At 66.1% G+C, this 26,172-nt stretch carries 25 protein-coding genes and 1 tRNA gene; 18 read left to right on the top strand and 8 right to left on the bottom strand.

The genetic code is table 11. From position 1 onward, the window contains the following. The first annotated feature begins 122 nt into the window (after positions 1-122). From VEC11_RS15170 to VEC11_RS15155, 4 genes are all read left to right on the top strand, one after another. Complete coding sequence (locus VEC11_RS15170; protein WP_464133331.1) at positions 123-455, top strand: hypothetical protein; 333 nt, start codon at positions 123-125, stop codon at positions 453-455. 357 nt (positions 456-812) lie between these two features. Beyond that, the gene (locus tag VEC11_RS15165) at positions 813-1,778 is read left to right on the top strand and encodes a hypothetical protein (RefSeq protein ID WP_464133326.1); all 966 of its coding nucleotides are present in this window, start codon (positions 813-815) and stop codon (positions 1,776-1,778) included. Between the two features lie 659 nt (positions 1,779-2,437). Next, positions 2,438-3,085 (top strand): hypothetical protein, encoded by a 648-nt coding sequence (locus VEC11_RS15160; protein ID WP_464133321.1) that lies wholly within the window; start codon positions 2,438-2,440, stop codon positions 3,083-3,085. Between the two features lie 17 nt (positions 3,086-3,102). Next, complete coding sequence (locus tag VEC11_RS15155) at positions 3,103-5,400, top strand: UvrD-helicase domain-containing protein (protein ID WP_464133317.1); 2,298 nt, start codon at positions 3,103-3,105, stop codon at positions 5,398-5,400. Positions 5,401-5,522: 122 nt separating this feature from the next. Here VEC11_RS15155 and lepA read toward each other — a convergent pair whose 3' ends face one another. Then, on the bottom strand, positions 5,523-7,388 hold the full coding sequence (gene lepA, locus VEC11_RS15150) for a translation elongation factor 4 (RefSeq protein ID WP_464133313.1): 1,866 nt from the start codon (positions 7,386-7,388) through the stop codon (positions 5,523-5,525). Between the two features lie 234 nt (positions 7,389-7,622). Between lepA and VEC11_RS15145 the strand changes: the two genes are divergently transcribed. Beyond that, positions 7,623-7,910, top strand: coding sequence for a hypothetical protein (locus VEC11_RS15145; RefSeq protein WP_464133308.1), 288 nt, complete (start codon positions 7,623-7,625; stop codon positions 7,908-7,910). Positions 7,911-8,182: 272 nt separating this feature from the next. Here the strand turns inward: VEC11_RS15145 and VEC11_RS15140 are convergent, their stop codons facing one another. From VEC11_RS15140 to VEC11_RS15130, 3 genes are read right to left on the bottom strand one after another with little or no spacing between them, the layout of a single operon-like run. Beyond that, positions 8,183-8,515, bottom strand: a complete 333-nt coding sequence (locus VEC11_RS15140; RefSeq protein ID WP_464133299.1) for a hypothetical protein — start codon at positions 8,513-8,515, stop codon at positions 8,183-8,185. Continuing rightward, on the bottom strand, positions 8,515-8,889 hold the full coding sequence (locus tag VEC11_RS15135; protein ID WP_464133294.1) for a hypothetical protein: 375 nt from the start codon (positions 8,887-8,889) through the stop codon (positions 8,515-8,517). The genes VEC11_RS15140 and VEC11_RS15135 overlap by 1 nt, the downstream gene beginning before the upstream one ends. After that, positions 8,886-9,791 (bottom strand): hypothetical protein, encoded by a 906-nt coding sequence (locus tag VEC11_RS15130; RefSeq protein ID WP_464133288.1) that lies wholly within the window; start codon positions 9,789-9,791, stop codon positions 8,886-8,888. Before VEC11_RS15130 ends, VEC11_RS15135 begins: the two co-directional genes overlap by 4 nt. Positions 9,792-10,076: 285 nt before the next feature. On the opposite strand from VEC11_RS15130, the gene VEC11_RS15125 reads away from it, so the two are divergent. Then, complete coding sequence (locus VEC11_RS15125; protein ID WP_464133282.1) at positions 10,077-10,319, top strand: hypothetical protein; 243 nt, start codon at positions 10,077-10,079, stop codon at positions 10,317-10,319. 144 nt (positions 10,320-10,463) lie between these two features. On the opposite strand, the gene VEC11_RS15120 is transcribed toward VEC11_RS15125, so the two are convergent. The 3 genes from VEC11_RS15120 to VEC11_RS15110 all read right to left on the bottom strand — a co-directional run bounded on the left by VEC11_RS15120 (position 10,464) and on the right by VEC11_RS15110 (position 14,656). Further along, positions 10,464-12,689 (bottom strand): TonB-dependent receptor plug domain-containing protein, encoded by a 2,226-nt coding sequence (locus tag VEC11_RS15120; protein ID WP_464133278.1) that lies wholly within the window; start codon positions 12,687-12,689, stop codon positions 10,464-10,466. A 274-nt stretch (positions 12,690-12,963) separates the two neighbouring features. Next, positions 12,964-13,683, bottom strand: a complete 720-nt coding sequence (locus VEC11_RS15115) for a D-Ala-D-Ala carboxypeptidase family metallohydrolase (RefSeq protein ID WP_464133273.1) — start codon at positions 13,681-13,683, stop codon at positions 12,964-12,966. A 235-nt stretch (positions 13,684-13,918) separates the two neighbouring features. After that, positions 13,919-14,656, bottom strand: coding sequence for a hypothetical protein (locus tag VEC11_RS15110; protein ID WP_464133266.1), 738 nt, complete (start codon positions 14,654-14,656; stop codon positions 13,919-13,921). 166 nt (positions 14,657-14,822) lie between these two features. Here VEC11_RS15110 and VEC11_RS15105 point away from each other — a divergent pair, with 166 nt between their 5' ends. The 5 genes from VEC11_RS15105 to VEC11_RS15085 all read left to right on the top strand — a co-directional run bounded on the left by VEC11_RS15105 (position 14,823) and on the right by VEC11_RS15085 (position 19,599). Continuing rightward, complete coding sequence (locus tag VEC11_RS15105) at positions 14,823-15,776, top strand: YncE family protein (RefSeq protein WP_464133261.1); 954 nt, start codon at positions 14,823-14,825, stop codon at positions 15,774-15,776. Positions 15,777-15,919: 143 nt separating this feature from the next. Further along, complete coding sequence (locus tag VEC11_RS15100; RefSeq protein WP_464133256.1) at positions 15,920-17,902, top strand: pilus assembly protein; 1,983 nt, start codon at positions 15,920-15,922, stop codon at positions 17,900-17,902. Beyond that, a complete protein-coding gene (locus VEC11_RS15095; protein ID WP_464133251.1) occupies positions 17,899-18,525 on the top strand; it encodes a TadE/TadG family type IV pilus assembly protein in 627 nt (208 codons plus the stop codon). The genes VEC11_RS15100 and VEC11_RS15095 overlap by 4 nt, the downstream gene beginning before the upstream one ends. After that, the gene (locus VEC11_RS15090; protein ID WP_464133247.1) at positions 18,519-19,247 is read left to right on the top strand and encodes a TadE/TadG family type IV pilus assembly protein; all 729 of its coding nucleotides are present in this window, start codon (positions 18,519-18,521) and stop codon (positions 19,245-19,247) included. Before VEC11_RS15095 ends, VEC11_RS15090 begins: the two co-directional genes overlap by 7 nt. A gap of 31 nt (positions 19,248-19,278) precedes the next feature. Beyond that, positions 19,279-19,599, top strand: a complete 321-nt coding sequence (locus VEC11_RS15085) for a polyhydroxyalkanoic acid system family protein (RefSeq protein WP_464133242.1) — start codon at positions 19,279-19,281, stop codon at positions 19,597-19,599. On the opposite strand, the gene VEC11_RS15080 is transcribed toward VEC11_RS15085, so the two are convergent. Further along, positions 19,596-19,985, bottom strand: a complete 390-nt coding sequence (locus VEC11_RS15080; RefSeq protein WP_464133238.1) for a DUF6491 family protein — start codon at positions 19,983-19,985, stop codon at positions 19,596-19,598. The genes VEC11_RS15085 and VEC11_RS15080 overlap by 4 nt on opposite strands. Before the next feature lie 119 nt (positions 19,986-20,104). Here VEC11_RS15080 and VEC11_RS15075 point away from each other — a divergent pair, with 119 nt between their 5' ends. The 7 genes from VEC11_RS15075 (at position 20,105) to VEC11_RS15045 (ending at position 25,795) form a co-directional block, all read left to right on the top strand. Then, a complete protein-coding gene (locus VEC11_RS15075) occupies positions 20,105-21,406 on the top strand; it encodes an FAD-dependent oxidoreductase (protein ID WP_464133234.1) in 1,302 nt (433 codons plus the stop codon). A gap of 7 nt (positions 21,407-21,413) precedes the next feature. Next, positions 21,414-22,034 (top strand): FKBP-type peptidyl-prolyl cis-trans isomerase, encoded by a 621-nt coding sequence (locus VEC11_RS15070; protein ID WP_464133230.1) that lies wholly within the window; start codon positions 21,414-21,416, stop codon positions 22,032-22,034. A gap of 142 nt (positions 22,035-22,176) precedes the next feature. After that, on the top strand, positions 22,177-23,316 hold the full coding sequence (locus tag VEC11_RS15065; RefSeq protein WP_464133225.1) for a hypothetical protein: 1,140 nt from the start codon (positions 22,177-22,179) through the stop codon (positions 23,314-23,316). 71 nt (positions 23,317-23,387) lie between these two features. Next, a complete protein-coding gene (locus VEC11_RS15060) occupies positions 23,388-24,221 on the top strand; it encodes a toll/interleukin-1 receptor domain-containing protein (RefSeq protein ID WP_464133220.1) in 834 nt (277 codons plus the stop codon). Between the two features lie 101 nt (positions 24,222-24,322). Beyond that, positions 24,323-24,399: transfer RNA gene (locus VEC11_RS15055), tRNA-Pro, on the top strand. Positions 24,400-24,585: 186 nt separating this feature from the next. Beyond that, positions 24,586-25,413 carry a hypothetical protein gene (locus VEC11_RS15050; protein ID WP_464133215.1) on the top strand — a complete coding sequence of 276 codons (828 nt, stop codon included), beginning with the start codon at positions 24,586-24,588 and terminating at the stop codon, positions 25,411-25,413. A gap of 115 nt (positions 25,414-25,528) precedes the next feature. After that, entirely contained in the window at positions 25,529-25,795 is a 267-nt protein-coding gene (locus tag VEC11_RS15045; protein ID WP_464133209.1) for a hypothetical protein, read from the top strand. Positions 25,796-26,172 lie beyond the last annotated feature (377 nt).

Genomic DNA, 26,172 nt, shown 5'->3' with positions numbered 1-26,172 from the left:
CACAGGCGTGACGGCAGGAAAACGGGCCCCCGCGAAAACAATGGCCTTGACCATGGACCCGCCGGCCCCGCCGCTCGTTGCGCCCCCGTCAGGGAAATGATGCGATCAGGGAGATTGACCCGATGAGGATCCTGAAGCTTGCCATCGCCGCCGCCATCGCCTGCACCGGCCTGGCCGCGGCCAGCGCGCCGGCCGCCGCGACTGCGGCCGCCGCCACCGCCGACCAGCGCGGCGACCGCTGGGATCGCGACGACCGCCGCGACCGCCGCTGGCGCGGCCAGCGCAGCCGCCGCGACCGCTGGCGGGGCCATCGCGGCCGCTACGGCTACAACCGCAGCTGGAACCGCGGCCGCCACCACGGCTGGAACCGCGGCCGCCACCGGGTGTGCCAGTGGCGCTGGCGCTACGGCGCAAGGCGGCGGGTGTGCTGGTATACCGGGCGGCGGTGGCGCTGAGCCCGCCGAGCCGATGAGCGCCGGCGTGCAGCGCCGCCGTTCATCGGCGTAGAGCCGGGCGAAGCCGGACGGCCTGCGCTCCGGGACTCGTCCCGGGGCGACAGGACCAACGTCACGAATTTACTTCGTGACGGCCCCTATCTCGTCATTGCGAGGAGCCCGGCGAAAGCCGGGGGACGAAGCAATCCAGTGAGCCCCGGAAGCAATCTGGCTTGCTTCGCTCCGCTCGCAATGACGGTCGAGTGCACATCTCACCCCCAGGCCCAATCCCTCCAATCCCGACCAATCCCCGCCTTGCAATGTAGGATAATAAGCTATTCCTGACTCGCTCCCTTCGCCCCCGAAAGGAGCGCCCCGATGCCTGAACCCATCCCCGTCATCTGCGACCGCTGCGCCGCCCGCGGCCGCATCGGCGACGAGCTCTACGCCACGTTCCGCGACCTGGTCGACTTCAAGCCCGTCCCGCGCAAGCAGCCGCGCGCCGACGGCTGGACCCCCGAAGTCCAGCGCTTCTACGTCGCCGCCCTGGCCCTCACCGGCTCGGAGCGCCAGGCCGCCCATGCCGTCGGCAAGGCCCCGTACGGCGTCACCCAGCTGAAGAAGGCGAAGGGCAATGAAGGCTTCCTCGCCGCCTGCGCGAAGGCCATGGCCTTCTTCGGGGAGGAGCAGGGCCGCCGCCTCTCCGAAGGCCTGCTCGCCGCCGCCAGCTATGCCGGCCATCGCCACGCGCCCGTGCCCGCGGCCTGGTCCGGCGCGGCGACGCGCCGGCGCGCCTTGCCCGCCCCCGCCGGGAAGGGCGCGAAGACCCCGGAAGAGGAGGAAAGGGACCGCAAGGAGCTGCTCCGCGTGCTTCTCGTCAAATATTATCGCAAGCTGAAGGCCGAGCGCGAGGCGCGCCTGCGCGGCGAGATCGTCGCCGCCGATTTCTACCTGCGCCAGCTCACCCATATCGAGGTCGCGGTGGACGTGGTCACCCAGGGCGACGGCATGGCCATCCTCAGCGAGGCCCGCCTCGACGGCCACGACCTGCTCCGCATCGCCGAGACCAATATGTCGCGGCTGCTCGACAAGGCCCGCCACCTCTACTGGATCCGGCAGGGCGACCCGCCCCGCCCGGACGTCCCGCCCCACCATCTGCTCCAGGAGCATGACGGCTTCGCCACCGAATATGGCGAGAACGACCCCGGGCTGCGGCCGGGGCATGAGGAGAAAAGGCGGGAGATTACGGAGCAGATGGAGCGGGATGCGGAGGCTCAGGTGAAGTGGGAAGCGCTGGCGCGCCAAGATTACGAGCGCCGACGCGACAGCGACGCCGCATCGTAATCGGAGAGCCGGGCCGAGCCGGACGGCCTGCGCCCTCGAGGGCGACAGGACCGACGTCACGGATTCACTCCGTGATGGCTGCCGATGCCTCGCCGGAAACACGCAGACGCGTGAACTGTCCCAGCCTTTGAGCCGAGGCCCGCCGAGACTATGAGGCCCGACGCGATAGCGGCGCGGCCTCATAGGCGAAGAGCCGGGCTCGGCCGGCCAGCCTGCGCCCGACGGGTGACAGGACTGACGTCACGGGACAATGGTCCCGCGGCGGCCCCCGGGTTCCAACGACAGGGCACTGAACTCCGCACCTCTCAAGCGTTCGGAGGCGCGGCGGGATTACGAGCGCCGACGCGACAGCGATGGTTCGTCGTAGTCGGAGAGCCGCGCCGATCCGGACGGTCTGCGGCCGCTAGACTAATATTGATGCGCCACCTACGATTCGCGCCATTGAGACGCGGGGCTTCTGTTTGATAAATCTCCTTGAACCCATTCTTGGAAAACTCACGCAAGGGGTCATTTTTTCATGTGCCCTCGCGGAGCGATATCCGAATGATCCCGCATACGGGTTGGTCATTACAGCTCGGTGTGATGTCGCTCAAGATAAGGCGCCTGTCCTGAATTATGTCCCAATCGTGCCGCTAACTGCGTGGCTTCATTGCGATGGCTTGCAAGTGCTGCTCGATAGAGCCCGAAGGGATGTCGATGGCCGCCTATCAAGTTCATTACGAGCCGCCGGTCTTCCTCAGAGTCTTCTATTTGCTCAAAGCCCGAGAGCGATCCTAGAGAGGATCTACCGAGCACCCGACGCTCCTAGAGCGCTCAGTAAAGCTGAGCCGAAATTTGCAGCGTCGGTCGACTTATGTGAGGCGCTTCACAACCCGACAGACGGACCGGAAACCCTGCTGGAGTTTCTGTGCGCCAATTTCTCAGGTCTGAAGTCTGGCCTTCTCCGCGAGCTTCTGGCCGGCGCACTTCTAGGTTATTATTTCTTACCGAGGGTGCATCATGATGAGGCGCCGCTCGGATATGTGGCACTCTTGCGAGAAGTATCGCGCCTCCCCAGCTCTCTAGGTCAGCGTGTTGCGTCGGGCGTTGAGGAAAGCGAACTGTATGGTGAGGTAGCGCAGGCGACGCAGCACCTTAGCTTTGCGTGCAATAAATTTGCCATGCCCGTCGGTGAGGTGCCGTCCCCGCAGATTGAGCACATCATGCAGGCTCTCTCTAATCTCTTTGGCCGGATTGGTCTAAGAGATTACCGACAAGAATATATCGACGAAATCTGCGCCTTTATGCCCGAGGGGGTTAAGCAATGAGATATATCTCAATTGAAATGAGCGCGGTTGATGAAATTGTCTCGAACAGACTACTTCAATCCGTTGACTTTGAGCACGGGAAATCACTTACATTGCTAATAACAGGCGGAATTAAGACCGCCACACTTTCCCCAAATCTCGTTCTCACCTGGATTGGAGACGGCCTATTTATAACCGGTACTGAAGTGCCTAATGATGCGCGTTTTTTTGTAATCGATATTGAGCAATCTGCGATGTTCACAGGTCTCACGGAAACTGAGGCTTTGATGGCATTTCAGAAATCCGTGCGGTTTGCCAAGAAGCTGTGGCAGGGAATGTCGTTTACGTTTTCGGAATTGATGATTAGTGGCTCTACTAAAGCAGTTTTGTTTCCTTTCCGCGCATACAGACCAACCCCGTACAAACTTGTAATTGAGCGCGAACCGATGGCGGATCGCTTGAGCAAGAGGGGACATGCAGGTCGCTTCCTGCTTCTCTACAAGTCTGGTCAGGAACAAGGGGACGCCAAGCGAGAGGAGGCTGGTCTCACCAATTTTCGTAAGGCTTACGACGCGGTTAACGACGTTCGAAAAATGGTCCGAGAGGCGCATACGCCGGCGGAGCGCAGCGCCGGAACCGAGCAGTTGCAGGTTACGGAACTCAGAGAGGACGGATTCTCGGGATCCCTTTATCGCAGGTATGAGGACTGGCTTCCCCTTCTTACCACCCAGCAACTCAAGTTTGTCCAGGCCGGAATCTCGGGACCCGTGCGAATTGAAGGGGCCGCGGGCACCGGCAAAACACTCTGTCTCATGCTTAAGGCGGTTCATGCCCTTAGGTTTGCAAAACAGGAGGGATGGGCCAGCCACGTCGTATTCATCACCCATAGCGACGCAACAAAGCGCGCAGTCCATGAGGTACTGTCGGTGATGGATTCCGATGGCTTTGTCGATGCCGACAGGACCCTATCTTTGCACTCCCTCAAAGTTTGTACGCTTAGTGAGTTATGTGCAGAGCACCTTCGCCAATCAATTAGCGAAAGTGAATTTATCGACCGAGACGCGATGGAATCCAAAGAACTCCAATTGCTCTATATTAGCGAGGCACTAGAGCGCACTAACCGGGACGATCTCTCGGCTCACTCGCGATTCCTGAGTGCGGAGTTTCTTGAATTTCTACGCACAGAGGACAGCTGGAAAATCGTAGAAATGCTACAGCACGAGTTCAGTGTACTGATAAAGGGGCGCGCAGCGGAGAATTTTGATAACTACAAAAAGGCTAAATCGATAACCTATGGACTTCCTGTAATAAACGACGCTGATAAGGGGTATGTATTTACAATCTTCCGCGCATATCAGCAGCAATTAGGAGACGCGGGGCAATTTGACACGGACGATGTCGTGCTTACAACGATTGGCCAGTTGGATACGCCAATTTGGAGACGTCGTCGTCTTCGTGACGGATATGATGGCGTTTTCATTGATGAAACACATCTGTTCAACATAAATGAACTTCACCTGTTTCATTATTTTACTAGATCAGAAGGCCCCTATCCCATCATATATTCCGTGGACCGGTCTCAGGCTGTGGGCGACCGAGGTTGGACCTCCCAAGAAATCTCCGAAACACTGGAGGGGCATGCTGCCGGGGGCGGAATTGCTCGACAGAAAGTAAACACCGTCTTTCGGTCTTCTCCCGACATTGTGAATCTTTCCTTTTCCATTCTCACATCCGGCGCCACGTTGTTCACTAACTTTGACAACCCGATGGAAGCAGCGTCATCCGGCTTCACGGAAGAAGACGAAAGGCTTGCCTGCCCACCAGTCTATATTGAGGTGCCGAACGAGGCAGCGCTGATTGAGGAGGCGTTCGATCGTGCTGAAGCCCTTCATCGAGACATGGAATGCCGGCGAAGCGACATATTATTGGTGGCGCTTGATCCCGTGATCGTGGCCCAGCTTCATAGCTATGCTACTGAACGCAATAAGGCGGTGGTACTCCTGAAGCGACGAGGGGACCTACAGGCGGTTGAAGCTGCGCGCCAATCGGGCCAGCTTGTGATAGGGCATGCGGACTATGTAGGTGGTCTGGAATTCGCCGCCGTTGTCTTGGTCGGGATAGATGCAGGGAGAGTTCCGCCAAGCGGCATTGACAAGAATGAAAGCAGCAAGAATTTTCTTCTCTATGCTGCCCACAATCGACTCTACGTGGCTGTCAGCCGCGCCAAATATAGAGTGGAGATTATGGGTGAGAAGGCTCGAGGGCCAAGTCGACTGATTGTGCCCGCAATGGAAGCCGGCTTGCTCCAACGAAGTGGAGAGACTCTCGGAAACTAAGCATTTCCTTCGGCCCCGACGCTCATCGCGGGCCAGGTTGGCGCCGATAGCAACTTTGTTGAGACAAGCGACGCTTCTCAGTAGTGAGAGGCGCCGGTGGCGCAAGCTGCCGGGAAATCTCCCTACTCCTCCCCCATCCGAAGCGCCGCGATAAACGCCTCCTGCGGGATGCTGACCGAGCCATACTCTCTCATCCGCTTCTTCCCCTCCTTCTGCTTCTCCAGCAGCTTGCGCTTGCGGGTGATGTCGCCGCCGTAGCATTTGGCGGTGACGTCCTTGCGGAGGGCGGCGATGGTTTCGCGGGCGATGATCTTGCCGCCGATCGCGGCCTGGATCGGGACCTTGAACATGTGGCGGGGGATGAGGTCCTTGAGCCGCTCGCAGAGCTGGCGGCCGCGGGCCTCCGCGGCGCCGCGGTGGACGATCATCGACAGCGCGTCGACGGGCTCCGCATTGACGAGGATGTTCATCTTGACGAGGTCGCCCTCGCGGTGGCCGATCTGGTGATAGTCGAAGCTCGCATAGCCGCGCGAGATGCTCTTCAGCCGGTCGTAGAAATCGAACACCACCTCGTTCAGCGGCAGCTCGTAGGTGACCTGCGCCCGCCCCGCGACATAGGTCAGATTCTTCTGGATGCCGCGCCGGTCCTGGCAGAGCTTGAGGATCGGCCCGAGATGCTCGTCCGGCACGTAGATGGTCGCCTCGATCCACGGCTCCTCGACCGCCGCGATGCGGTTCTGGTCCGGCCAGTCGGCGGGATTGTGGATCTCGATCACCTCGAGCCCGGCCGCGTCCGTCCCCACCTTGCGCTGCGAGCCGACCGAGGCGGTGGCGTCCTTCGATTTGGTGAGATGCACCTCGTAGACGACGGACGGCGCGGTGGTGATCAGGTCGAGGTCGTACTCGCGGGTCAGCCGCTCCTGGATGATCTCGAGGTGCAAGAGGCCGAGAAAGCCGCAGCGGAAGCCGAAGCCGAGCGCGGCGCTGGTCTCCATCTCGAAGGAGAAGCTGGCATCGTTCAGCCGCAGCTTGGCGAGCGAATCCCGGAGCTTCTCGAAATCATTGGCGTCGGCGGGGAACAGCCCGCAGAACACCACCGGCTGCACCTCCTTGAAGCCCGGCAGCGCCGCGGCCGCCGGCCGCTTCGCGTCGGTGATCGTGTCGCCGACCCTGGTCTCGCCGATATCCTTGATCTGCGCGGTGATGAAGCCGATCTCGCCGGGGCCGAGCTGGCCCATCTGCTCGATCTTCGGCCGGAACACGCCGACCCGGTCGACCAGGTGGCGCGTGCCCGCCTGCATGAAGGCGATCTCCTGGCCCTTGCGGATGCTGCCGTCGATCACGCGGATCAGGATGACGACGCCGAGATAGGGGTCGTACCAGCTGTCGACGAGCATCGCCTTGAGCGGCGCCGCGGGATCGCCTCTGGGCGGCGGGATCCGCGCCACGATCGCCTCCAGCACCTCGCTTATGCCGATGCCCGACTTGGCGCTGGTCAGCACGGCGTCGTCCGCGGGCAGGCCGACAATGTCCTCGATCTCGCGCCGCACCTTCTCGACGTCGGCCGCCGGCAGGTCGATCTTGTTGATCACCGGCACGATCTCATGGTCGTGCTCGATCGACTGGTAGACGTTGGCGAGGGTCTGCGCCTCCACCCCCTGCGCCGCATCGACGACCAGCAGCGCCCCCTCGCAGGCGGCCAGCGAGCGCGAGACCTCATAGGCGAAGTCGACATGCCCCGGCGTGTCCATCAGGTTCAGGACATAATCCTGCCCGTCCGCGGCGCGGTAATCGAGCCGCACCGTCTGCGCCTTGATCGTGATCCCCCGCTCCTGCTCGAGCTCCATATTGTCGAGCACCTGCCCGTGCGTCATCTCCCGCGCGGAGAGCCCGCCCGTGGCCTGGATCAGCCGGTCGGCGAGGGTCGACTTGCCATGATCGATGTGAGCTATAATGCTGAAGTTGCGGAGTTTTTTCAGGTCAGTCATGTTTGGCGTTTCTGCGGGTACGGGCGCGCCCTAGCAGGGGCGGCCGGCGGTGGCAAAGGCGGCAGGCAGCCGGTGGCCTGTCGGCGCGGGGGATGTGCCGCCACAACCCGCAACGGATCAATAAGCACTTTCAGGTTTGTGGCTCGTTTCAGTCCGTTGTTTGCTGATGGTCACGTTGGCGGTATGTCGACCCAGCCACATTTCAGATTCTGGGGTGAGCACATGAAGCCCGGGATGAAGCTGACCACTCACGATGCTCTCGTCGTCGCGGCAATCTACGTCATCATTTTGATCGCTGGGGCCACCGCTTGGTTCCATGTCTTTCGCCAAGGTCAGGCGGCTCCATCCGTTGATTTGCTGACCTCGGTGCTGACGGCTGTCTGCGCTGCCGCTGCGTTCTGCGGTCTGTTTTACATCCGCAAGCTGTACAAAGACGTCTTCGCCTCCCTGTCGCCTGAGCATGACGACGCAAGGACTTCGCGAGCTGCAACTTACATTTATTACCGACGTTTATCTAGTTAGGCCGTGAAGGACTCTCACCGGCCACGACTTCCCCCAGCGCGATTGCCCGCGGACCCTCCTTCTCCGGAGTCGACGGAGTATGCTGACCCCGGCCCCTGCCGGGGCAGGCCCAAGTTTGGCTGGAGGGAAGGTGGGCCTGAGGCGAGGGGAAAGGACGTCACGGACCATTGTCCGTGACGTCGATCCGGTCACTGGCGCGCCGGTCGGCCGGCCTTTCGCGGCTCTTCGCCTACAACGGCGCCGCTGCGCGCCGGCGCCGTTAGGCTCGGCGCTCAGGCGTCAAACTCCACCACCCGCCACCATTTCCCCAGCGCGATCGCCTGCGGTGGCTCCCCCGCCCGGAACCGGCCGACCGTGCCGACGAAATACATGTCGGCGAAGCGGGCGGACTCGAGGATGGCGAGCACCGGATCGCCTTTCGCCCCATTCGGCAGGTCCTCGCCGACGGTGAAATAGGGCTCCGGCTCCTCGTCGTCTTGGTCCCACCAGACAATGCCTTTGATGCGGCGGTCGGTGACCGGGCGGCCGAGCCTTTCGAGTTGCAGCCGGATCAGGCCGCGGAACGTTGCCGCGGTGCGGCGAAAGCTGGCCTCGTCGGATGTCATCACGCCCGCACCCGGCGGGCGCCGCTGGCGGTGCCTTCGCTGTCGTCGAAGTCCACGATCCGCCAGAGCGGGTCGAGCCGGATCATGCGGGGCGCCTTTTCCGTCAGCATGTCGCAGAGCGTGACGACGTGGACGAGGTCCGGCTCGTCCGCATCCTCGAGGATGAGCAGCACCGGACAGTCCCGGCCATCCTGACAATCGCGGACGCTGGCCCCGACGAGGATGATTTCATCCTGCTCGCCATCGTCCCAGACCAGCGCCCGGATGCGGCGCGCCGTGAAGGCGCGGCCGTGCGCGGCGAGGCGCTCCTCGATCATCAGCAGGAGCAGGTCGGCCTGTTCGTTGAGCCGCGGGTCGGGGACGTAGAAGTTCATGGCGCCGGGTCCGGGTCGTTGTCGTTACCGGGCGCCCCGGCCTCCCGCCGGGCCCTGTCCTCCCACTCGCGCTGCGCCTCGGCCGCCAGCCGGCGCTGCTCCTCCCGTCGCCGCTCCCACTCCTTCCGGTCCCCGTCCCGCTCAGGATCGTAATCGTCGCGGCCGGTGGCGAAGCGCTCGTTGTGCCGGCCGAGCGGGGCCGGGGGCGGGCGGTCGGCTTCGCCTCTTTCCTGCCAGAGGGCGCGGCGGCGCTTCTCGAGCAGGACGCTGCCGGGCGTGGCGCTGACCTGGAGCAGGTCGACGCCTTTCGGGCTGAGGGCGGCGAGCAGCTCCCGGGTGCGGCCGCCAATGTCGAGGATGAGCTCGATGAAGGTGAGCTGGCGGACATAATAATCCGCCTCGACGATCCGCCCCTCCAGCCGGGAGATGCGCTCGGCCTGGAGCTTGATCAGATAGCGCCTGAAGATCTCGTCGAGCAGCCCGTTCTTCTCCGCCTCGTCGAGGTCGGGTTCGTTCGCGGCCTGGCGGGCACGGGCCTCGCGCAGCTCGCGCGGGTGGCGCGGTTCGGGGCGGGGCGGATCGGGACGGACGGGCGCGCGCAGGAGGGGCGGCGGATCGGCGGCAACGCGGCGCATGTGGTAAAGCGCGAGCGCCCGGTCCCACGCGGCGGTGAACTCGCCCGGCTCGTCGGAATTGCGCAGCGACCAGGCGCCGCTCTCCCTTTTGCCGACGGCGCGGGCGGCGACCGGAACCTTTCCCCTGACCGCGAGCCAGGCGATGAAGCCGCGCTGGATGTGCGGGTGCCAGCCGTCGTGGCGGACGGTCTTGCGGACCACCGGCGTGAAGTTCAGCAGTGCGGCGATTTCGGGGTCGTCCGCGGCCCAGTCGGGTTCCTCGTCCATCGACCAGCCTAGACGATACGAACTCCTACATTGCAAGGCTGCGGCGGCGGGGAGATTGATCCGTTCTGGAGGGAGTCTCGTCATTGCGAGCGGAGCGCGGCAAACCAGTGCTGCCTCTGCGGTCCGCTGGGTTGCCGCGTCCCCCGGCCTATGCCGGGGTCCTCGCAATGACGGGGAAGGGGCTGGATACGGGGTTTCATCCGTCTGGCGCAGGCCCGGGCGGCGGCGCTATGAAAGGGGCCGCAGCAAAAGGGGACCGGGATGCGCAGGCCGACCGCTCCATATATGCCCGAACCGTCCGCGCCCGCGGAGGCGCCGGAGACATTCCCCAACGCGCCGGACCCGCTCGCCGATTTCCTGCCCTGGGCGAAACGGCTGCACGACGAATGGTCGGTGTTCCGGCGGACCGTCGAGGCGGGCTCGATCCGGATGTGGGAGCATGGCCATGAGCGCACGCAGGAGTGGCGGGACGTGCTCGAGGCGCGGATCGCCGAGTGCGAGGCCCTGATCAGGAAATGGGAGAGGTAGGCAGGGCAGGCCGTCACGGTACCATTGTGCCGTGACGTCAGTCCTGTCGCCCGATGGGCGCAGGCTGGCCGGCCGATCCCGGCTCTTCGCCCAGGCGCGGCGCCGCTTTCGCGTCGGCGCGCTCAGGCTCGGCGGGATTCGGCTTTACCCCGGCCCGCCCGGAATTGGCGGCGGACCTGCCGGCTGCTGCTGCTGTTGCACGCGCGGGCCCTGGCCGGGCGGGCGGAAGCTCCAGGTGAGGGAGAGCTGGATGCGCTGCGGCGAGGGCGGGGCGAAGAGGTCGCGGGACTGGGTGAAGAGGCCGGTGGTGATCTGCTCGCGGCCCTTCACGAAGCGGAGGTTCTGGACGGTGAGCACGCCCGACAGCCGGTCGGTGATCTGGTGCGACCAGGTGAAGGTGCCGAGCGAGAAGGCGTTCACCCGGGTGAAGCCAGTGTCGGTCGGGCCGAAATAGCGGAAGGTGAAGTTGATCCGGTCGGACCCCGCCCGGCCGTCCTGGCCGTCGCGATATTCGAGCTGGGCGGTGCCCGACCAGGTGGCGCTGTGCCGGCTCGGCAGCGGGCCGCCGGCATCCTCGTCGAGGCTCTGGTCGGAGACGTTGGCGGTGAGCACGTAGCGCAGGCCGTTCAGGACCGGGCCGCGCGCCGAGAGCTCGGCGCCGGTCAGCGCCTGCGAGCCGAAGTTGAACGGCCGCGTGACCAGCACGCCGTCGGCATTGACCTCGCCGCGGAACGACCAGATGTCGGTGGTCGTCCGCCGGTAGGCGGTGAGCTCCAGATTGTGGCGCGCGACCTGGCCGCGCAGGCGGACCTCGTAGCTGTCGGTGAATTGCGGCTCGAGCGCCGGATTGCCGGCCTGGGCGGTGGTCGCGTCCTGGAAGGTCAGCGCCGGGTTGAGCTGCTGGATCGGCGGATAGGTGATCCGCCGCGAATAGCTGGCGGTGCCGGTCAGCCAGGGCGCGAGCTGGCGCTCGGCATGGAAGCTCGGGAAGAGGTTGGTGGTCTTGAGGTCGGGCACGCCGGTGGTGCCGCCGAGATCATATTCGCGGCCCTCGAGGCGCAGGCCGGGCATGATCGTGAAGCCGGCCAGCTCGAACTGCCAGGTGACGTAGCCCGCATATTCGAACCAGGAACCGTCGACCAAAGTGGTGGTGGCGAACGGAGCGCCATTGGGGAGGGTGCCGGTCGCGGCCTGGAACAGCCGGTTGCTGGTGGTGACGAGCTGGGCGCCGACCGAGAGCCTGTTGGCCCCGCCGAACGGGCGCACATAATCCACCTTCCCGGTCCAGTTCTCGTCGGACATGGTCTGCAGCTGGGCGAAGATGTTGGCCGGGCCGCCGACCGGATCGGTTGAGAACATCCGGTCGAAATCGCCCGAGAAGCGCGCCCATTTCACCGAGGCGGTCAGCAGCTCGCCCTGGCGGGCGGTGGTGCCGCGATAGTCGAGGCCGAGGTCGCGATAGTTGAAGTTCGCCGCGTTGGACGAGAAGATGTCGGCGCTGCCGCCGGGCACGGCCGCCGCGGTCAGCACCGAATCCCTCGTGCCGAGGAAGTCGGTATGGGCGAGGGTGCCGGAGAGGGTGATCGTGCGCCTGTCGTCCGGCCGGTAGCTGGCCGAGCCGTTGCCGTAATAATAGCGGCCCTGGTCGATCTGCTCCCCGTCCTCGGAGGAGAGGAGCAGGGGGCCGCCGGGCTGCAGCAGGAAGCGGTCGCGCTCGAAATCGGCATGCTGCTCGAAGCGGCCATGGCCGACATTGGCCTGGAAGGTCCAGTTGCCGGCGCCGTAGGTCGGCGAGACGCGGACGTCGTAGCTGCCATAGGAGCCGACGCTCGCCGTCGCCGAGCCGCCGAGGCCGTTCTGGGTGTTGCGCCGGGTGATGATGTTGACGATCCCCCCCGTCCCCTGCGCCGGAAATTGCGCGCCGGGGTTGGTCAGCACCTCGATCCGCTCGATCTGGTTGCCCGTCATGTTGCGGAGCTGGGTCTGCGGATCGGCGACGCGCCGGCCGTCAATCAGGATCGTCGCCTGGCCGGCGCCGATCAGCCGGACGCTGCCGTCCGCCTGCACCTCGACGGAGGGAATCCGGCCGAGAATGTCAGTCGTCGTCGTGCTGCGCGCCTCGGGCGTGTCGCGGACGATATAGGTCTGCCGGTCGATCGAGCTCTGCTGGGTCGGCGCGGTGACGACGATGTCGTCCTGGCCGGGCTGCGGCTCGGGCTCGGCCTCAGCCTCGGGGGCCGGCGTCGGTGCGGGCGCGGGCGCCGGTGCGGGCGCAGGCGGCGGGGTTGGCGTCGGCGGCGGCGCCCCCTGCGCCCAGGCGGCCGCCTCAGGCGCCAGCAGGCCGAGCGCCACGCCGGCGCACAGCATCATCTTGCGGTTCTTCCCCCACCCCTTGGTCACGCTTTTACTACCTACTCAGTTGGAAACTGATCCAGCTGTATCAGCGGAGCAATACACCCGCAATTGATTTGTCTTGCGCAAAACGGAGGAAAGAATGTGCAGGACGGATGGAGAAGCTGTGCAGGGCGGACGGGAAGGCCGTCACGGGACCATTGTCCCGTGACGTCGATCCGGTCGCTGACGCGCCGGTCGGCCGGCCTTCGCGCTCTCTTCGCGCAGCAGCGGCGCTGCTGCGCTCGGGCGCTCAGGCGTAGCGCGAGCTGCTGCAGGGGCTCGTCGCCCCGCGGCCGTCGGCGCCCCATTTGCGGAAGCCGTTCGAATCCACGTGGAAGCGCTCCCCGTTGTAGAAGCCGAGCCCGGTATTATAGGCGCGGCCGTCGCGGGCATGGGCGGCGCAGACCTGGCGGATCATCTGGGCACGGGTCACGCGCGGGTTCACCGGCGCAAGGTCCAGCGCGAAGAAGTTGCGGTGGGCGCTCTGCGGGGCGCCGGCCGAGCAGCGGTTGAGGCGGTCGTTGCGATAGCCGGAGACGGCCTCGACGTCGCCGAGCGCGGGCTCCACCTCATCGCGGATGAAGCGCAGGGTGGTCGTGATATGCGCCCACTTGTCGCGCGGCGCCACCTCGAAGCGGTCGGCATTGCAGGCGCGCCAGGACGAGGAGGTCCGGACCAGCTGCCAGATCGGCACGACATTATCGAGCCCCTGGGCGGCGAGATGGGCGCGGAACGCCTCAACCTCGGCCCGGTGGCGCGGATTGCCGGCGAGCCAGGCATAATAATCGGCGCGCGACTGGCCGGGGGCCATGTCGCCGCGCGTCTCCGGAGCCGGCGCGGCCACGGTCGGCACCGCCGGGCGAGACGGCAATTCGCGGGCCTCCAGCGCGGTGCGCGGGGCACCGGCCGGGGTCCCCGCGGGCGCAGCCGGAACCGGGATGTCGAGACGGGCATGGGCCGAAATCGGCACGAAAAGGAGCATCGCCGCAATCGCGGCCGCTCGAACAAATTGTCGCATGGGGGCCACGTGGCGGCGGCGGCTGGCGGGATCAACCCGAGTCCATGCTGCAGCGCGGTAAGTCGAGGCCAACGCAGGTTAAATCGAGGAACGTTCAGGCAGATTCGCACGCCCCCGTCCCTTTCGGCCCCGGCCGGCATCACTCCCTGGGAAGAGGACGAAATGGGGCCCTGCGGCGAGCCGGACGTCAGGGGCGGTGAGCCGTTTTCGGCGCTTCGGGCTTTGGCGATTCGGGCGCGGGAACCGGCGCGGAGGCAGGCGGGAGGGCCGGCTGCGTCAGGACCGGAGTGACTGGCGGCGGCAGCGGCGGGGCCTCCGGGTCGCCGCCGCGTTCCAGCACCGCGCAGGGGCTCTCGTTGCCGGCCGGGCCGGCGCTGCCCCAGCGGCGGAAACTGCGCGCGTCGATATGGAAGCGGGTGAAGGAATAGAAGCCGAGCCCGATCCCGCCCGCTGCGCCCCACCGGCTGTGCGCCGGGCAGATTTCCTCGAACAATTGCCGGCGCGTGGTGGGCCTGAGCGGGATCAGGTCGAGCGCGAAGAAATCGAGATGCGAGCTGCGGCCGGCGCCGCGCGCGCAGGCGTTCAGCGCCGGGTTGCGATAGCCCGAAACCGCCTGGACCGGGCCGACCGCGGGGATCACCCGGTCGCGGATGAAGCGCAGGGTCTTCACCATGCCGGGCCAGAAGGTGAAGGGCGGCACCTCGAACGGCTCGCCATGGCATTCGCGCCACATCGAGGCGGTGCGGATCACCTGCCAGGTGGGCAGCACGCCCTTGACCCCGGTCACCTCCTGCCAGTTCTCGAAGGACAGGACCTGCGCGCGCCGCCCCGGTCCCCCGGCGGCGAGCCAGCGAACGTAATCGGCCTCGTCCTGCCCGACGGGGATTTCCTGGGCGTGGAGCGAGGTCGCAAACCCCCCCGTCATTGCGAGGAGCGAAGCGACGAAGCAAACCAGCCGGCGCCGGTGTTTCCCTCTGGATTGCCGTGCTACGCTCGCAATGACGGACTGACTCATAGTCCCTTCATATAAGCAAGATCGATAAGTGACAGCCCCGCCCGCCGCCGGTTACCCTCGGGCGAGGAGACTGCCCATGAAGCTGCCCTTCGCGCTCGCCGCCGCCCTGCTGCTCGCCGGGCCCGCCGCCGCGCAGACGCTGCTGATCGGCAACAAGGGCGAGAATACGCTTTCCTTCGTCGACCTGCGCACGGGGCGGGAGCTGGGGCGGACGCCGACCGGCGCCATGCCCCACGAAATCGCGGTCTCGCCCGACGGGCGGCAGGCGGCGGTGGTCGCCTATGGCGGGCGCACGATCGACATTTTCGACGTGGCGACGCGGTCCAGGCTCCGCACGATCGATCTCGCGCCGAACCAGGGGCCGCACGGCCTGATCTGGCTGCCGGACGGGCGGATCCTGGCGACGACCGAGCGCAGCCGCTCGCTGACCATCGTCGACACGCGCGCGGGCGACCGGGTCTCGGCGATCGAGACCGCGCAGGAGGGCACGCACATGGTCGCGGTGACCCCGGACCGGCGCCGCGCCTTCACCGCCAATATCGGCTCGGGCACGGTCAGTGTGCTCGACCTCGCCGCGGGGCGGAAGCTGTCGGACATCGCCGTCGGTGGGCAGCCCGAGGGCATCGCCTTGACCCCGGACGGGCGCACGCTCTGGGTCGGCGACCTGCAGGGCGCGCGGGTGCAGGCCTATGACGCCCGGACGCTTCAGCGGCTGGCGGAGGTGCGCACCGGCGCGGTGCCGATCCGGGTGCTCGCCAGCCCGGACGGACGCTGGATCGTCACCTCCAATCTCGGCGACGGCTCGCTCTCCGTGATCGACGCGCGGAGCCGGCAGGTTGCGCGCACGATCAGCGTCAGCGGCGACCGCGCGGCTGGTCAGGTCACCATCCTCTTCTCCGCCGACGGGCGCCGGCTCTACGCCGCCGAGACCGGGCGCAACCAGGTCGCCGAGATCGACCTGGCGAGCGGGCGGGTGCTGCGCCGGCTGCCGGCCGGGGCCCAGGGAGACGGGCTCGCCATCGCCCCCTGAGCCTGCGCCGCGCCGCAGGGGCGATGTAAAGGCCGTGGCAAGGATGATCGGCCGTTAACCATATGCCTTGGGCGAAGATTAGCTTTGATCTGACATGAGCGAGCCTTCGAAGAGTCCCCGTGGGGGCCTGGAGGACCAGAAGCATGTTCGGATTTGGCCGCAGGAAAGCCGCGAATTCGCGTCGCGGCGGAGGTTTCCTGAGCAGGCTCGCCCGCGATTCGCGCGGCAACACGCTCGCCATAGTCGGTGCCGCCCTGATCCCGCTCGCCGCGATGATCGGCTCGGGCGTCGACATGAGCCGCGCCTATATGGCGAAGACGCGCCTGCAGATGGCCTGCGACGCCGCCGCACTCGCCGGCCGACGGGTGATGCAGAACGACCAGATGTCGAGCGAGGTCACCACCGAGGCGACACGCTTCTTCAACTACAATTTCAACCAGGGCCAATATGGCACCGCCGCCTTCACGCCCGCGGTCTCGCGGCCATCTTCGGGCACGGTGCGGGTCAGCGCCTCGACGACGATCCCGACGACGGTCATGAAGATGTTCGGGTTCACCAGCCTGCCGCTCAGCGTCACCTGCGACGCCCAGCTGAGCTTTGTGAACACCGACGTGATGCTGGTGCTCGACGTCACCGGCTCGATGGACCAGTTTATCGATGGCACCAAGAAGATCGTCTCGCTGCGCGAGGCGGTGATGGCGCTCTATGACGAGCTCTCGCCGATCCAGACCCAGCTCGAGGCCAATGGCATGCGGCTGCGCTACGGCATCGTGCCCTATTCGACGACGGTCAATGTCGGCGCGCTGATCCGCGCGGTGAACTCCGATTATCTGGTCAACACGATGACCTACAATTCGCGCGTCGCCAATTTCGACCGGCAGGTCGCCGAATATACGTCAACGCCGCAGCCCCCGGAGGCGCCGGTCACCCAGACCTTCGGCAGCTCCATCTCGCAGTCAAATTGCGACAGATATGGCCGCAACGTCAGCTTCTCCGGCTTCACGCCGAGCGCGACGGCGGGCGGCGGGCCGCCGCCGGCCGCGACCTGGACGCGCACCTACTCGAACAACGAGAGCGCCGGCGTGGACTGGGGCTGGTCCGGCGCGTCCGACACGAGCGGCGACAACCGCTCCTGCCGGCGCCGCTATGTCGAGACCGACACGACCTATGTGGTCTCGGGCTATCATTATGAATCGTCGGGCTGGATCTACCAGGAAGAGCCGCTGGACGTGAGCCAGTACAAGATGGGCAACACGATCAGCTATGCGACCTCGATCCCGCGCCACGACCAGTCCGGCTCGGCCGAGGCCGAGACGGGCGGCACCTATGACATGATCGAGGCGGTCGCCAACAACGTGAGCGGCATCTCGACCACCAACATCACGTGGAACGGCTGCATTCAGGAGCGCGACACGGTCAACACGATCACCGCCAGCTCGGGCTATACGATCCCGGCCGACGCCTATGACCTCAACATCAACCTGATCCCCCATAACGACGCCACGCGCTGGCGGCCGATGCTTCCGCAGCTCTACTGGCGGGCGGACAACCACGCCAATATCGGCAGCGCGCCCTGCCCCTGGGCCTCGCAGCGCCTGACGGCCATGAACCGCGGTCAGATGGAGAGCTATGTCCAGATGCTGACGCCGACGGGCAACACCTATCACGACATCGGCATGATCTGGGGCGCCCGCCTGCTCTCCAACCAGGGCATCTTCTCGGCCGACAATCCGGACACGTTCAACGGCATGCCGGTGTCACGCCACATCATCTTCATGACCGACGGCGAGATGGACACCGAGAACGACCTGATGGCCTTCCAGGGGGTCGAGGGCGACGAGCACCGGATCGGCGGTACGCCGACGCCGTCGGACAACGATACCGGACTCTCCAACCCGTCCAGCATGGAAAGCCGGCACGTCCAGCGGATGCGCATGGTCTGCAATGCCGCCAAGGCGCAGGGCTTCTCGATCTGGGTGATCGCCTTCGGCACGGCGCTCCAGCCGCACCTGCTGGAATGCGCGAGCAACGCCAACCAGGCGTCGGTGGCGAGCAACCGCACCCAGCTGATCGAGCGCTTCCGCGAGATCGGCTCCAACATCGGCGCCCTGAGGCTGACGCAATGAGGCGGCTCATGACCTTCTCCCTGCTCCGCCGCCTGGGGCGCGACAGCAAGGCCGTCACGATCGTCGAGTTCGCGATGGTGGCGCCGGTGATGCTGCTGCTGCTGCTCGGCCTGTTCGATCTCGGCTACCGTGCCTACGCCTCGTCGGTGCTGCAGGGCTCGCTGCACGACGCGGCGCGCATGGCGACGGTCGGCGGCTACAGCATGAACCAGATCGACAGCAGGGTGAAGACCCGGCTGTCGAACTTCGCGACGCGCTCCACGGTGACCACGGCGGCGGCCAGCTATTACGAATTTTCGGGGGTTTCCCAGCCCGAGAAGATCGTCGGCGATACCGTGCCGCTCAACAGCTACAATAGCGGCGATTGCTTCGAGGACGTGAACGGCAACAACGCCTATGACACCGACCGCGGCCGCAGCGGCACCGGGAATGCGGACGACATCGTCCGCTACCGGGTGACGATCAGCTTCCCGCGCATCTTCCCGCTCGGCTACCTGATGGGCTGGCCCAGCACGCAGACGCTGAGCCAGGAGACGGTGCTGCGCAACCAGCCCTATGCCGGCCGCAACATGACGACGAACCGGATCAGCGTCGCAGTCAACGGAACGGTGACCCAATGCTGAAGCCCTCGCCGCTTGCCCTCCGCTTCGCCGGCTCGCTCCGCGATTGCCGCAGCGGCGTCGCCTTCCTGGAGTTCGCCTTCGCGCTGCCGGTCGTGCTGGCGCTCGGCCTGCTCGGGCTCGAGACCGCCAATTATGCGATGTCCAACCTGCGCGTCAGCAACATCGCGATGCTGACCGCCGACAATGCCGCGCGCGTGCGCGAGTCGATCGACGAGGGCGACATCGTCGAGCTGATGACCGGCGCGAAGATGAGCGGCAGCAACATCAATTTCGCGCAGAACGGGCGGATCATCCTGACCGACCTGGAGCGGCACTCCACCGCGAACCTCCAGTGGGTCCGCTGGCAGCGCTGCGACGGCGCGCTCAACCACACCGCCACGCCGGCGGCGCTGCGGCCGATGACCTCTGGCGGCACCGTGATCAGCAACGGCACCGAAATCTACAATAGCGACCGCTTCACGGCGTCGAGCAACCCGAGCAGCGAGGCCAAGGCGTCGCTGACCCAGGTCGGCAGCGGCAGCAACGTGATCTCCGCCGCCGCCGGCACCGCGGTGATGGTCGTCGAGGTCGCCTACAACTACCAGCCGGTCATCCCGAACAGCTTCCTGACGGGCCGGCGGATCACCTATGTGAGCGCGTTCAACGTGCGCCAGCGGACCGACCAGACCCTGCGCAACATCAACCGCATCACGCCGAAGAGCTGCAACACCTTCGCCGCCTGACATCGGGCGCGGCCTCGGCTAGGCTGGCCGCATGAGCCAGCCGATCAGCGTCGACGTGCCCCACAATCTCGGCGCCGCCGAGGCGCGACGGCGCATCCAGGCCAATCTCCACAAGCTGGAGGGCAAGCTGCCGGCCGGCGCGACCGTGACTCCGGCCTGGGAGGGCGAGCGGCTGCGGCTCGACGTCGCGATGCTCGGCCAGCAGGTTCAGGCGAACCTGGAGGTCTTCGACACGCGCGTCACCATCACCGTCCTGCTCCCGCCCGCGCTCGCTTTCTTCGGCGAGGCGATCAGGGCAGGGCTGCGCCAGTCCGGCGCCGCCCTGCTCGAGGACCGGACGAGGACGGACTAGCGTCGACGGCGCGGGGGCGGGCCCTCGGCGCGGGTCAGCGAGCTGATCCGGCAGCGCTCGCCGCTGCCGACGATCAGGGTCGACGTATTGTCCAGCGTGCTGCCGTTGAAGCGCGTGTCGAAGCCGATCCTGAGCGCGGCCGGCAGGCTGATGCAGGGGCCGTTCAGCTCGGCCCGGTACCAGCGCCGGTGGGTGCCCTGCAGATAGACGACATCGTCGCCGACGGGGCGGAAATTGCGGATCGTCCCGAAGGACGCGAACGGAATGCGGACCTGCTCGGCCTGCGCGTTCGGCGCGGAGACGCGCTGCGCTTCCAGGGGATGCGCCGTGGCCGGTACGGCGGCGGCGAGCAGAGCGGCGGTGAGAGGCAGAAACAGACCCTTCATGGCGCATTCCTCCTGCAATGGTAGCCTTGCCTGGACGGGCCGGGCTGAACGGCGGCTGACCGAGGCTTGCCACGCCCGGGCGGGGCGCTAACCTCCCGCCGTCCTAGGAGAGGAAGCGGATGCGCCATATTGCGGTGATCGGGTCCGGGCCGGCCGGCTATTACAGCGCCGAGGCCCTGCAGAAGCTCTATGGCGACGAGGTCCGCATCGACGTGATCGATCGCATGCCCGTGCCCTATGGCCTGATCCGCTTCGGGGTCGCCCCGGACCACCAGTCGATCAAGGCTGTGCAGAAGCGTTACGAGAAGGTCGCGCTCTCGGACAATGTCCGCTTCTGCGGCAACGTGCTGGTCGGCCGCGACGTCTCCATCCCCGAGCTGCTCTCGCTCTACGACGCGGTGATCCTCGCCACCGGCGCGCCGGCCGATGCGCCGCTTGAGATACCGGGCGGGGACCTGCCCGGGGTGATCGGCTCGGCCGGCTTCGTCGGCTGGTATAACGGCCATCCGGAATTTGCCGGCCTCGCCCCGCCGCTCCATGTCGAGACGGCGGTGGTGGTCGGCAATGGCAATGTCGCGCTCGACGTCGCCCGGATCCTGTCCAAGACGCCGGCCGAGTTCGTCGGCTCGGACATCGTCGCCCATGCCTTCGAGACGCTGGGCAATGCCTCGATCCGCACGATCCACATCCTCGGCCGGCGCGGCCCGCACCAGATCGCGATGACCCCGAAGGAGCTGGGCGAGCTCGGCCATCTCGAGGCGGCGGCGCCGCAGGTCGACCTCGAGGACTTCCCGCCCGAGATGGACGATGCCCTGCTCGAGCCGGGGCAGCGCAAGTCCGTCACCCATTTGCGCGAATTCGCCTCGCTGCCCCGGGACAAGCCCAAGACGGTGATCTTCGACTTCTTCGCCAGGCCGGTTCGGGTCGAGGGCGACGGCCGGGTCGAGCGGATCGTGGTCGAGAAGACGCGGCTCGACGAGCGCGGCGCGGCGGTCGGCACCGGCGAAACCTACGAGATTCCCTGCGGCCTGATCGTCACCTGCATCGGCTACAAGACGCCGCCGATCGAGGGCGTGCCCTATGAGAAGGATCGCGGCCGCTTCGCCAATCATGAGGGCGTCGTCGGCGGCGGCCTCTATGCGGTCGGCTGGGCGCGGCGCGGGCCCTCGGGCACGATCGGCACCAACCGGCCGGACGGCTACGAGGTGGCGGAGAAGATCCAGGCCGATCTCGCCAGCGTCACCGGCCGCAAGGAGGGCCGGGCGGGGCTCGACAAATTGCTCGCCGCGCGCAATGTCGATCTCGTCACCTTCAGGGACTGGCAGAAGATCGAGGCGGCCGAGGCGGCGCGCGCCCGCGAGGGCAGCCCGCGCGAGAAGTTCGTCGCGATCGAGGACATGCTCGGCGCCCGCAACGGATAGGACATAAATGAGCACCGAACCGACCAAGACCCCGTCCGCCCCGTCCTCCGGTCCGCAAGGGCTGCTGATGGGCGGCGTCATCCTCGTTCTCGTCGCGCTGGGCGCCATCGTCTGGCTGATCGTCAGCGGAACGGGCGCCTCGCCGGCGAACAATACGGCCGAGGCCGCCACCAACGGCGCCGCCCCCGCCGCCAGCGCCATGCCGAACCGCGGCCGGCTGCTGCCCTCGGGCCTCAGGATCGAGACGATCCGCGAGGGCAGCGGGCCGCTCGTCACGCGCACCGATACGCCGCTCGTCCGCTACGAGCTGCGCGTCGCCGGCCGCGACCAGGTGATCGAGAGCAATTTCGATCAGCCGCAGCCCATCCCGATGCCGCTCGACGCGGTCATCCCGGGCTTCGCCGAGGCGCTGACCCAGATGCGCCCGGGCGGCGAGGCGCGCTTCTGGGTGCCGCCGAACCTCGGCTATGGCGCCAATACCCAGCCCGGCGCGCCGTTCGGGCCGAACGACGTGCTGGAGTTCCGGGTCCGGGTCGAGGGGCTCGCTCCTGCCGGAGGGCGGAGCGGCACGCCTGCGCCGACCGGGAATGTTGCGGAGGCGCCGCCGGCCGGCAACAGCGCCCGTTAGGGCCGGGGCAGATCGGCATTGCCAAACGTTTCTTGGCGAAAGATAGTCGTCGCGCTTGGTCTTTCCGGGGGGGCGACGAAGTGCGCGGGGGATCAGTTCGGTTTTTTACTTCAGCTTTTGCTGTTGATCCGCGAGGCGGCGCGTGAGCACTGTACCGCCGCCCAATCTCGGTCCGCTGGCGAAGCCGATCCGGAACTGGGGCAATGACGATCTGCTGCTGAGCGACGAGGCGCTGCAGGCCTTCAGCCGGGAGCATCCATCGGCCGTCCCCGTGTTCAGCTGGCAGGCCCTGCGGGATCTGTTCAGCGAGCATGAGAAGGTCGCCAACAGCTTCCGCACGAAGAACCGGGCGCGGGGGCTGATCGGCGCCGCCTGCGGCTTTTCGAGCCTGCTGATCACGGCCCTCACTCCGGTGGTCGCCACCCAGGATGGGCGTGCTGCCTGGGGGCTGGGCCTGGCTGCAATCATCCTCGCCCTGGCCGGCGGCGTCATTGGCTATTCCGGCGTGCTGATCGGGCGCAGCAAATGGACCTGGCTCAGCCATCGCTTTCTGACGGAGCGGAGCCGCCAGCTCCACTTCCAGTTCATCGTCAACAATATCGGGCTCGCGGCACAGGTCGTGGCCGGCGATACGGCGGCCAGGACGGCATGGGACGATCTGCGCGCCGACACGATGAGGCGGTTCATGCAGCGCGTGAGCCGGGACCGGGAGATGTCCCTCGAGCGCATGCGGGAGGACATAGCCGAGGACAATCCCTGGCTGGAGCCGAACTGGGCGACTCCCTCCCGCGTGCCGCCAAAGTCGGCTGCGCTGGACAAGGTCTTCGCGCTGCTGGACCAGCAGCGTTTCGGCATCCAGATCGACTATACGCAGCGCAAATTGCCAAGAAGAAGCATCCACTCCCCGCGCATCCGGCTCACGGTCCTGCGCTGGACGATGGAGGCGCTGACCGTCTCGGCGCTGGCGCTGGCCGTCGCTCTCGGCGTGCTGCTGCTGGGTGGTGCGATGCCGTCGACCGAGGCGGTGCGCATCATCGTCGCGATCAGCGGCGGCATGACCGCCGCGGTGATGACGTTGAGGATGCTGGAGGAGGGGCTGCAGCTGCGGGCCGAGGCCGAGCGCTACGAATGGTATCTGGCCGCAGTGAAGCTGCTCGAGGGTCGCTATGATGTCGCTTCGACAGCGCGGAAGGTGGAGCTGCTGCGCGACATGGAGAGGCTGTCCTACCAGGAGTTGCGCCGATTCACCGACAGCTTCGCCAACGCCCGTTTCGTGATGTGAGGCGGGCCGCCCCAGCCTTGCCAAGCCGGGCCGCCTGCCTATAGCCTTGCCGCCGGCACTATGAGGGGCGCATGGCCGGCCACGTCTTCATCAGTCACGGCTCGGAGAATAGCGACGAGGCCAATGCGCTCTGCGCCTTCATCGAGGCGCGGGGCGTCAAATGCTGGATCGCGCCGCGCGACGTCAGGCCCGGCATCGATTATTCGGAGGAACTGCAGGGGGCGATCGAGAATTGTGCGGCCTTCGTCGTCCTGGTCACCGACATGGCGAACAAATCGCCTTATGTCCGCGCCGAGACCGAGATGGCCTTTTCCTGCCACAAGCCGATCTTCCCGGTGCGGCAGGCGGACATCAAGCCCGCCGCGGGGCTCGCGCTCTTCCTGAAGATCCGCCACTGGACCGACGCCTTCGGCAAGCATCGCGACGCGGCTATGGACCGGCTGGCGCTCGAGCTGCAGACCGTCGTCGGTATCGCCCCCTCGGCGCCGGTGCCGGTGCCCGCTCCGCCACCGATCGCCGCCGCGCCTCCGCCTTTGGCAGCGGCGCCGGCGCAGGAGCGGCCGGCGGCGGCCGGATCGCGGGCGGGGCGACGGCTGACGGGCGGGCAGGCGGTGCTGCTTGCCCTGCTCGCTGTCGTGCTGGTCGGCGGCGCGATTTTCCTGGCGACACGTCCGGGACAGAAGCCGGATCAGAATGTTGTCGCGGAGCAGCCGGTCTCGCCGCGCGTCGGCGACAATCCCGCCGCCAACACGACCCGCATGGCGCCGGTGCAGACCTTCGATCCCGTCGTCCCGAACGGCGAGATCGACGAGCAGGCGATGCGCAACGCGCTGAACGAGGCGCGCAACCTGCTCGAGCAGGGCCGCGATCCGATCGGCGAGGCGCTCTCCGTTCCGAGCCAGTGAGGCGCGCTGCCCCGCCCTCAGCAAAGGCCGCTTGCGCTCCCGGAAACCCCTCCCTATAGACGCCCGGCCCCGCGGGCCTTCATGAGGCCCCGCGTATCGGTCGGGGAGTAGCTCAGCCTGGTAGAGCACTGTCTTCGGGAGGCAGGGGCCGGAGGTTCGAATCCTCTCTCCCCGACCAAATACGTTTTGTCGTTTAATTTCAACGACTTACGATGACAACGAGCGGGGCGACTGTAACAGCTTTCCGTAACAGTCGCGGTGAGCGGCCACGCCCAGAAAAATATCCCGAGGACCGCGCTCCTCGACCTTTCGAAGCGCGTGCTGACGACCTACATGCCGCCCTCCCGATACGCCTTCAACTCGCATGACCTACAAGAAGCTTTCTCCCCGCCGCTTGGCGCACCTTGCCGGTCCGCGCCGAGGGAAACCGCCCGTTCGAGCACAGACCCGGGAGGTCCGTCAGCTGGTCGATGACGAGCACGAGCTGTTGCAATCGCTTATCCGGGACGCGGACGTCAGACGGGCCTTCTGGCGCGGCGCGGGCCGTCAGCTTGAGCCGCTCGTAGTATGGACGGATTTTGACCACACCTATCTTCACACCGAGCTGAACCCGAAACACCTGCGACCATGGGAAGACCTGAGCGAGTATCTGAAGATGCAGCTCGGGTTCCTCGTGTGCATGGAGTTCGGCGGATATAGCTTCACGGTGAACTTGCCGGAACCGTTGGTGGCGGACTGGAAGCAGCATGGTCGGTCTGTCGAACGCATGATCCAACGGCGCCTGGGGGAACAGCTCAAGGCCTCTGGGCTGGTCGAGCTACCCTATGCCTACGCGATTGAAACTCGCTCCAAGAGCACGAAGTCACGGACGCACCTTCATCTCTATGGCTTCTTCCTCGCTGAGGATCCGCTTGTCTCCGTCCGGTTCAAGGTGGCCGCCGAGAATGGTCTGCGCCGCCTCCATGGTCGGCTGGTCGGCAAGGGCTCGGATGTGGATGTCGAGAGGTCCTATGACGTGGACACCGGCGATGGCCGCGGTCGAGGCCGGTGGGTCGGCTACTACCTAAAGAGCGTTGAACGCTGGGACGCTCGGGTTCCCGGCCGCCGGCTATACATGAGCCGACCCCTTACCCAGGCAGCACGCGAGTTCTGGGAGCTGCTGCGCATGGATGTCGTAGTGGAGGTGCCCTGACCGCTGCTGACACGCATGACGGTGGGCAACGCAGTCAACCTAATGAAGCCACCCGCATGCCATCGACCGGGCTGTCAGAACCTCATTATCGTCAACATGAGATCGGGGTTACCGAATGAAACTCTATACCGCTCAAATCAGCGCGACAGGCGAAGAGCTCTGCATCGCAGCGCGCACTATGAACCATGCCGCGGACGTGTTCGTCACCTTCTGGATCGCGCGCACTGGGGACGCGCCCGGCCAGTTCTACATTAGCGATGGGGCTCCCAGTGAATACCAGAACAATGTCGTGGTCGAGGCTGTGGCCCAAGGTGAAGGGTCAGGGGTTATCGTGCGTCAGAATGACGGTTCGATGTTCTTCGACCCGGCGATGGGACGCTGAACATGGGAAAGCGTCGCCAGAAGCGATCGAAGGGCTCGGTGGTCTATAACGTCTACAGGGTCGTCAGCCCTGCCCACGAGACGCAAATCGTGTTTGCTGGGGGTATTTGGGGCGCGGTGGGCGTGTTGCTGCAATGGCGAGCAGCAATGGGGATCGGTGAAGTGCCCTTCACGATTGATCCAAATTGGGCAGCGACGCTCTGCCGGATTGGGCGGCAGCACATCGATGAAGCCCGAGCGGCGTGTCGCGGGCCTTGCCTAGGTGTGCGCTACCGTGCGGATGATGGCTGGGGCCTCGCCGAGCCGCCCTACGACCCCGACGAGGGCCTTTGGGCGCCCGGATGAACGGCCGCTCATTAGGCGTCTCGCGAGAGCCTT

This window comes from Allosphingosinicella sp. (assembly GCF_035626655.1).
In the GTDB taxonomy this organism is placed as follows: domain Bacteria; phylum Pseudomonadota; class Alphaproteobacteria; order Sphingomonadales; family Sphingomonadaceae; genus Allosphingosinicella.
This window is presented reverse-complemented; position numbering and strand designations above follow the sequence as displayed.

Coding starts and splice junctions, on each gene's coding strand:
- VEC11_RS15135 (WP_464133294.1), bottom strand. CDS start 8,889: ATGAACTTCTACGTCCCCGACCCGCGGCTCAACGAACAGGCCGACCTG.
- VEC11_RS15110 (WP_464133266.1), bottom strand. CDS start 14,656: ATGACGGGGGGGTTTGCGACCTCGCTCCACGCCCAGGAAATCCCCGTC.
- VEC11_RS15145 (WP_464133308.1), top strand. CDS start 7,623: ATGAAGCTGACCACTCACGATGCTCTCGTCGTCGCGGCAATCTACGTC.
- VEC11_RS15120 (WP_464133278.1), bottom strand. CDS start 12,689: ATGATGCTGTGCGCCGGCGTGGCGCTCGGCCTGCTGGCGCCTGAGGCG.
- VEC11_RS15075 (WP_464133234.1), top strand. CDS start 20,105: ATGCGCCATATTGCGGTGATCGGGTCCGGGCCGGCCGGCTATTACAGC.
- VEC11_RS15165 (WP_464133326.1), top strand. CDS start 813: ATGCCTGAACCCATCCCCGTCATCTGCGACCGCTGCGCCGCCCGCGGC.
- VEC11_RS15170 (WP_464133331.1), top strand. CDS start 123: ATGAGGATCCTGAAGCTTGCCATCGCCGCCGCCATCGCCTGCACCGGC.
- VEC11_RS15085 (WP_464133242.1), top strand. CDS start 19,279: ATGAGCCAGCCGATCAGCGTCGACGTGCCCCACAATCTCGGCGCCGCC.
- VEC11_RS15130 (WP_464133288.1), bottom strand. CDS start 9,791: ATGGACGAGGAACCCGACTGGGCCGCGGACGACCCCGAAATCGCCGCA.
- VEC11_RS15045 (WP_464133209.1), top strand. CDS start 25,529: ATGAAACTCTATACCGCTCAAATCAGCGCGACAGGCGAAGAGCTCTGC.
- VEC11_RS15070 (WP_464133230.1), top strand. CDS start 21,414: ATGAGCACCGAACCGACCAAGACCCCGTCCGCCCCGTCCTCCGGTCCG.
- VEC11_RS15100 (WP_464133256.1), top strand. CDS start 15,920: ATGTTCGGATTTGGCCGCAGGAAAGCCGCGAATTCGCGTCGCGGCGGA.
- VEC11_RS15060 (WP_464133220.1), top strand. CDS start 23,388: ATGGCCGGCCACGTCTTCATCAGTCACGGCTCGGAGAATAGCGACGAG.
- lepA (WP_464133313.1), bottom strand. CDS start 7,388: ATGACTGACCTGAAAAAACTCCGCAACTTCAGCATTATAGCTCACATC.
- VEC11_RS15155 (WP_464133317.1), top strand. CDS start 3,103: ATGAGCGCGGTTGATGAAATTGTCTCGAACAGACTACTTCAATCCGTT.
- VEC11_RS15080 (WP_464133238.1), bottom strand. CDS start 19,985: ATGAAGGGTCTGTTTCTGCCTCTCACCGCCGCTCTGCTCGCCGCCGCC.
- VEC11_RS15050 (WP_464133215.1), top strand. CDS start 24,586: ATGACCTACAAGAAGCTTTCTCCCCGCCGCTTGGCGCACCTTGCCGGT.
- VEC11_RS15125 (WP_464133282.1), top strand. CDS start 10,077: ATGCCCGAACCGTCCGCGCCCGCGGAGGCGCCGGAGACATTCCCCAAC.
- VEC11_RS15095 (WP_464133251.1), top strand. CDS start 17,899: ATGAGGCGGCTCATGACCTTCTCCCTGCTCCGCCGCCTGGGGCGCGAC.
- VEC11_RS15105 (WP_464133261.1), top strand. CDS start 14,823: ATGAAGCTGCCCTTCGCGCTCGCCGCCGCCCTGCTGCTCGCCGGGCCC.
- VEC11_RS15090 (WP_464133247.1), top strand. CDS start 18,519: ATGCTGAAGCCCTCGCCGCTTGCCCTCCGCTTCGCCGGCTCGCTCCGC.
- VEC11_RS15140 (WP_464133299.1), bottom strand. CDS start 8,515: ATGACATCCGACGAGGCCAGCTTTCGCCGCACCGCGGCAACGTTCCGC.